The 7,252-nt window shown below is 45.8% G+C and carries 4 protein-coding genes; 3 read left to right on the top strand and 1 reads right to left on the bottom strand.

The genetic code is table 11. The annotated features are described in order from the left end of the window. Positions 1-149: 149 nt before the first annotated feature. Together AACT52_RS24580 and AACT52_RS24575 are read left to right on the top strand one after the other, a co-directional pair. Positions 150-371 carry a hypothetical protein gene (locus tag AACT52_RS24580; protein WP_143172869.1) on the top strand — a complete coding sequence of 74 codons (222 nt, stop codon included), beginning with the start codon at positions 150-152 and terminating at the stop codon, positions 369-371. Between the two features lie 198 nt (positions 372-569). Then, positions 570-4,145, top strand: a complete 3,576-nt coding sequence (locus AACT52_RS24575) for an AAA-like domain-containing protein (RefSeq protein WP_073633670.1) — start codon at positions 570-572, stop codon at positions 4,143-4,145. A 22-nt stretch (positions 4,146-4,167) separates the two neighbouring features. On the opposite strand, the gene pyk is transcribed toward AACT52_RS24575, so the two are convergent. Further along, positions 4,168-5,937, bottom strand: a complete 1,770-nt coding sequence (gene pyk, locus AACT52_RS24570) for a pyruvate kinase (protein ID WP_073633669.1) — start codon at positions 5,935-5,937, stop codon at positions 4,168-4,170. A gap of 399 nt (positions 5,938-6,336) precedes the next feature. On the opposite strand from pyk, the gene crtR reads away from it, so the two are divergent. Further along, positions 6,337-7,236 (top strand): beta-carotene hydroxylase, encoded by a 900-nt coding sequence (crtR, locus tag AACT52_RS24565; protein ID WP_073633668.1) that lies wholly within the window; start codon positions 6,337-6,339, stop codon positions 7,234-7,236. Positions 7,237-7,252 lie beyond the last annotated feature (16 nt).

The raw sequence follows: 7,252 nt of genomic DNA, 5'->3' as shown, positions 1-7,252 counted from the left end.
ATTTAAGAAATTGATTGCAAGAAATAAAAGACAGTTAAGACAGTTAAGACAGTTAAGAACTGAATTGAAATAAATAATGGACAGTTAAGACAGTTAAGACAGTTAAGACAGTTAAGCGAAAAAATGGGAAGAAGTAGACATTTAAGAAATTGATTGCAAGAAATAAAAGACAGTTAAGACAGTTAAGACAGTTACTCGCTTCTCGCTCTAAGATTACCTATCTTCTTTTTGTTCTTCCTATGCGCCTGCGGCGGACGCTGCGCTTACGTGTTCTTAGCGACGCCAGTCGCCTGGCTGTCGGAAAACCCTCCTGCATAGCGCTGGCTCGTCTTTGCGGTACCCTGCGGGAAGCCGATGCGCGTCTACGTTAAATTAGGTATTTTTTGGGCGGGAAGCGAGTAAGACAGTTAAGCGAAAAAATAGACAGATACAGATTTATTTAGTTGAAGAAGTGATAAAATCCATGCGTGAAAAAAAACAGCGATCGCTTCACATGAGAACAGCAGGCGCGATGTCTAAAAATTGCTATTTATTGTGTTATAATTGCTTTTCTCTAATCACACTTTGAGATGAGATACCAGGTTGGTGGCAGCCTCCACACTGACGATCCCACATATGTTGTCCGTCAAGCAGACGAAAAACTTTATGCCAGCTTGAAAGCTGGCGAGTTTTGTTACGTCTTAAATTCTCGCCAGATGGGCAAGTCATCGTTATTACAACGCACGAGTTATCGTCTTAGGAAAGAAGGCTATAGCTGTGCATACTTGGACGTCACCCGATTGGGTAGCGAGAATACCACACCGGAACAATGGTACAAAGGCATCATCGTCAGCCTGTTCTACGACTTAAATCTGGCAGAACACCTCAACTTTAAGCATTGGTGGGATACGCAAGCAGGCATTTCCCCAGTGCAAAAACTACACTCCTTTGTTGAAGGAGTTTTACTGCCAAATGTTCAAAGCGAATTTCTGCCAGACGGCAAAGCTGAACGCATTTTCATCTTTATTGATGAAATTGATAGTTTACTGAGTTTGAGTTTTCCTGTCAGTGACTTTTTTGCCTGGATTCGTCATTGCTATAATCAGCAGGCACACGACCCGAATTTTCAACGCTTGGGATTTGCACTGTTTGGAGTAGCCAGTCCATCTGATTTGATTGCCGACAAGCGCCGGACACCCTTTAACATTGGTACAGCGATTGAGTTATATGGGTTTCAACTGCATGAAGCCAAACCATTGCTCCGAGGGTTAGAGGAAGTTGTCAGCCAACCTGAAATTGTGCTGCGAGAGATTATTTACTGGAGTGGGGGACAACCGTTTCTGACTCAAAAACTCTGTCAGCTCATTGTCCGAACAGCTTTAGAGACATCAAGTAGAAAAATTGTCCTACCTCCAGCAACTGAAGCATTTTGGGTAGAGCAATTGGTGCTACAGCACATTATCCAACACTGGGAAGCAAAAGATGAACCGGAACACCTGCGCACGATTCGCGATCGCCTACTTTTCAACGAACAGCGGGCAGGAAGGTTGTTAGGTGTTTATCAGCAGGTGTTGCAAGCTCTTGAAACAGACACTCAAACATCTGGTGTCCCTACCGATGATAGTCGAGAACAAACAGAACTTTTACTATCGGGATTGGTTGAGAAACACAACGGCTATCTCAAAATTAAAAATCCTATCTACCGCAGTGTCTTTAATTCTGAATGGGTACTCAGGCAGTTAGACAATCTGCGCCCCTACTCCCAGGCATTCAATGCATGGGTAGCCTCTGGTTATCAAGATGAATCACGTCTGCTGCGGGGGCAAGCGTTGCAAGAGGTGTTGGAATGGAGTGGGCGCAAAAGTCTCAGCGATTTGGATTATCGATTTTTGGCAGCTAGCCAGGAACTGGAACGCCGGGAAACTGAGCAAAGACTGAAAGCAGAACGACTCAAAGAAGTTGAAGCACGACTAGCACAAGAGAAAAGAACGGCTTTATTACAAAGGTTTTTGTTAGTTGCAGTGTGTATCGGGTTGCTCGTTTCTAGCGGATTGGGACTAGGGAGTTTCATTCTGTACCGCCAAACTCTCAAAAGCGAATATCAAGCCAGAAGCAGCGAAATTCAAGCGCTTGTATCTTCTTCTGAAGGACTTTTTGCCTCAAATCGCAGATTGGATGCGCTCATAGAAGCAATCAAAGCCAAACATAGACTGCAAAAACTAGGTAAACCAAACACAAATCTTGAGCCTCAAGTGGACAATGTATTACGGCAAGCAGTTTATGGAGCAGATGAATACAACCGTTTTTCTGGTCATACAGCAGCTGTTTTGGCAGTAGATGTCAGTCCTGACAGTTCTCTGATTGCTTCAGCAAGTACAGATAAAACAATCAAGCTTTGGCGACGTGATGGGACAGAAGTTGCAACTCTCAAAGATAAAGCAACAGTTAGGGCAGTCGATTTTAGTCCTGACGGTCAGATGCTCGCCTCGGCAGGTGAAGATGGTACAGTTAAACTCTGGAAGCGAGATGGCCAGCTGCTAAGAACTCTTAAAGGTCACACTGCTTCGGTCTGGGGAGTCGCCTTTAGTCCCGATGGTCAGATGCTCGCCTCTGCCAGTTTCGACGGAACTGTGAAACTCTGGAAACTCGATGGTCAGCTGCTAAGAACGTTTCAACCTAACACTGCTTCGGTCTGGGGAGTCGCCTTTAGTCCTGATGGTAATATCGTTGCTGCCGCATGTTTAGACAATACAGTAAAACTTTGGAAACGAGACGCTACAGGCTGGCAAAATGCCCAACCTCTACAAACTCTCCAAGGTCACACCGCTTGGGTTATAGGAGTTGCTTTCAGCCCTGACGGTCAGATCATTGCTTCATCGAGTGAAGACAAAACTGTGAACCTTTGGAAGCGAGACAGCACAGATGGAAGCTACCGCCAGTATAAAACTCTTAAAGGTCACAGTGCTGGGATTTGGGGAGTTGCTTTTAGTCCGGATGGTCAAACTATTGCTTCCGCCAGTCTCGACAAAACGATTAAACTTTGGAACATTGATGGTACAGAACTGAGGACGCTTAGAGGACACAGTGCGTCAGTTTGGGGAGTGGCTTTTAGTCCCGACAGCAGCTTTATTGCTTCGGCGGGCACAGAAAACGTTGTCAGACTCTGGCAGAAAGAGAATCCATTCCAGAAGAGTATCATTGCCTATCAAGCCGGGATTTGGTCAATAGCTATCACCTCCGACAGTTCGACAATCGCCACAGCCAGCCACGAAAACACTGCTAAACTTTGGAGTCGCCAAGGCAAATTGCTCAAAACTTTCACTGAATCTGAAGGCGCAGTCTTCGAGGTTTCATTCAGTGGCGATGGTAAGTTAATTGCTCTTGGCACTTACAATGATATGGTAAAACTCAAGAAGCGAGATGGCACTTCAGTCGCTAGTTACAAAGATCCTCTCGGTAAACTCTTAGCAGCAGTCTTGAGTCCCGACGGACAAACAATCGCAATGTCAAATGTTAACAAGATTGTTCAGATATGGCATAGAAATCGTCCTTCCCCGCAGATTCTCAAAGGACATCAAGCCGAAGTTTGGCACGTCGTATTTAGTCCCGACGGTCGGCTTGTTGCCTCAGCCAGCGGCGATGGTACTGTTAAACTGTGGACGCTTGATGGCAAGTTGTTCAGAACTCTTGTAGGACACTCGGCGGCAGTATGGAGAGCTGCCTTTAGCCAAGACAGCAAAATGGTAGCTTCTGGAAGTGGCGACAAAACCGTTAAGCTGTGGACACTTGAGGGCAAGTTGCTGAAAACTCTCAAAGGTCACACAGCGGCGATTTGGGGAGTTGCGTTTAGTCCCGATGGAAAAATAGTTGCTTCTGGCAGCGTGGATGCTACCGTCAAACTTTGGAAGGTGGATGGTACAGAAGTAACCACCCTCAGAGGACATACCGCAGCGATTAGGGATGTTGCCATCAGCCGCGATGGGACAATGCTTGTCTCAGGGGGTGATGACAACACACTCATTTTGTGGAATTTGCAGCGAATTCTCAATCTAGATGCACTGGCTTATGGTTGCGCTTTGGTGCAAGATTATTTGAAAACTAATAAAGAAGTGGAGAAAGGCGTGAGCGGATCTCTAACCCAGGGCGATCGCTTTATCTGCAATTGATCAGCTTCCTACTTGCTACTTTTTACGGCGTTCCCACTGCTCCAGAGTAAATTAAGCCGCGTTGCATATCCATAGTCAAAATAGCTCCATCCCGAATCACTTGTGTCGCCTTTTTGACTCCAACGATGACTGGCACACCAAGACGTAAGCCAATCACAGCTGCATGGCTGGTGAGACTTTCTTCTTCAGTAATAATTCCGGCAGCTTTGCGAATTGCGTCAACAAAATCAGCACTTGTACCTGAGGCAACCAAAATATCTCCGTGATTAAAGTTACTGGCATCCATGCCACTGAGAGCCACTCGTGCGCGACCACTTACAGAACCTTGTCCCAGTCCAATTCCCTGACCAAGTACCGCCGTCACAACTTCAACTTTAATCAAATCTGTTGACCCGGAAACTCCCTGGAGAGTCCCAGCAGTCATCACGACCAAATCCCCCTGAGATAAGAGTTCTCTTTCTTGAGCTACATTGATAGCTGCTTGGAATGTCTGACCAGTGGAAGGTAATTCTAACATCAACAACGGTTTGACGCCCCATACAAGTTGTAACTGTCGCGCTACATTCACGTGAGGTGTCACTGCCAAAATGGGTGTTTGGGGACGAAACTTGGAGACATTGCGTGCTGTTGCTCCTGTTTGCGTCAAAGTCATAATTGCTGATGCTCCCAACTGTTCTGCAATTTGACCGACAGCTTGGCTGATGGCATTCGGAATCGAACGTTTGGTATCTCTGGCTTGATTTGGGTTTCTGTGCAGCGCCACCTCTTGTTCTATGCGTTCGGCAATTCGCGCCATTGTCGCGACAGCTTCCACTGGAAATTTGCCTACAGCAGTTTCATTCGACAGCATGACTGCATCCGTACCATCTAAAATCGCATTTGCCACATCTGACACTTCGGCGCGAGTCGGACGGGGGTTACTAACCATGCTGTCTAACATTTGGGTGGCGGTGATGATGGGAATCCCCATGCGATTAGCAGTCGCAATCAGCCGCTTTTGCAGTACCGGGACATCCTCGGCTGGGAGTTCTACACCTAAGTCGCCTCTTGCCACCATCACCCCATCACACAAAGCCAGAACAGCTTCCATTTGTTCAATGGCTTCGTGCTTTTCAATTTTGGCAATGACTGGCACTTGTTTGCCTGTAGTGGAAATGAGTTCTTTAATTTCTATCATGTCTTGGGGGTTGCGGACAAAGGAAAGTGCGACCCAGTCCACGCCCTGATCCAGACCGAACATCAGATCCTCACGGTCTTTGTCGGTCATTGCCTTAATTGACAGGTAAACTCCGGGAAAGTTCACGCCTTTGTTGTTTGAAAGCGTTCCACCGACAGTGAGGCGACAGTGCAAATCCCCTTTTTCGCGGTTAATCTCCTCTACCAGCATTTCCACGCGCCCATCATCTAGGAGGATTCTTGCCCCTACTGGGACTTCGTCTGCCAAATAATCGTAGGTGACGCAGCTGATTTCCTGTGTGCCGACAACCGGACGATTGGTTAAGGTGAAGCGATCGCCTTTTGCCAGGACTATAGATCCATTTTCAAACTTCCCCAAGCGAATTTTGGGTCCTTGCAAGTCTTGCAGGATGGCTACGGGTTTATTCAGTTCAAAGGCAGTTTGCCGAATGAGGCGAATATTACGCTGATGATCAGCATGAGTCCCGTGAGAGAAGTTTAGCCGCAGTGTTGTTGCTCCAGCTTCAATCAGAGCTTTTAGCGTTTCTGGGCTGCTGGTAGCAGGACCAATTGTGGCGACAATTTTTGTTCGGCGGATAGAATCTTTTAGTTGCATAAAAGCGGAATCTAGGGAGCTACTCAGGGAATCATCCTAATTTAGGAGACACATCTATGTCTGTTGCTGCTGAATCAATCATTAAAGCTGGTAGATCGCAGGTGTGGGGAGTGAAGGGGAGCCGGGGGAGACAAGGTAGACAATTCCCTCTAAGCTTTTGCTGATCCCCCTTGTTCGCCTTGTCCTCTTGTTATATTTTTATATTTCACTAAGGAAGCAAAAGCTTAGAGTCTGTTGAAATCATACCGTTATTGGGCGGCTGATCTGTAAAGAAGTAGATAAATCTTGCTACACATAAATTTATTATTCGTCATTATGTACCGCAAAAGTTCACTTTCCTTATAGAAAAGTGGCATTATCTAAATACTACATCTTAAGTAAAGCAACAAGGAGTTCATAATGCTGATGTCGGAGGCACAGAAGCCACTGACAGTCCCGCCAAAGGAATTTTTAGCGCCTCCGGGTGATTTTAATCCGACGCTGCTTATGTTCTTGGCAGCTGCGGGAATATTTGTTTTGTCTAACTTTGGTTACTGGGTTTGGGAATGGCCGCACTGGTTGTGCTTTAGTGCAAATACCCTGGCTTTACACATTGCAGGAACTGTAATTCACGACGCCTGCCACCAGTCTGCCCATCGTAACCGAATTATTAACGCCATTTTAGGACATGGCAGTGCCCTGATGCTGACTTTTGTCTTCCCAGTGTTTACACGCGTGCATTTGCAGCATCATGCCCATGTCAACGATCCAGAAAACGACCCGGATCATTATGTTTCCACAGGTGGTCCTTTGTGGTTGCTTCCAGTCCGCTTTTTATACCACGAGGTGTTTTTCTTTCAGCGGCGACTATGGCGTAAATATGAGCTACTGGAATGGTTTGTGAGTCGCTTGTTTGTTGTTGGAATTTTTTGTATCTCAATTCATTACCACTTTTTGGGCTACGTTCTCAATTTTTGGTTTATCCCTTCTGCCGTTGTCGGGTTAGCACTTGGTTTATTTTTTGATTATTTACCCCATCGTCCTCACCAAGAGCGCGATCGCTGGAAAAACGCTCGTGTCTACCCTAACTCAATTCTGAATTTCCTGATTATGGGGCAAAATTATCATTTAATTCATCATTTGTGGCCTTCTATTCCGTGGTATAATTACCAGCCCACATATTATTTGATGAAGCCCCTTTTAGATGAAAAAGGCTGTTATCAAACTTCAGGTTTACTGCAAAAAAAAGACTTTTGGGAGTTTGTGTATGACATTTTTTTAGGAATTCGGTTTCATCATCACAAATCACCTGAAAATTAGCAAGGGGAGCTTCAAA

The sequence above is a fragment of the Scytonema sp. HK-05 genome, assembly GCF_963872035.1.
Lineage (GTDB): Bacteria > Cyanobacteriota > Cyanobacteriia > Cyanobacteriales > Nostocaceae > Kalymmatonema.
This window is presented reverse-complemented; position numbering and strand designations above follow the sequence as displayed.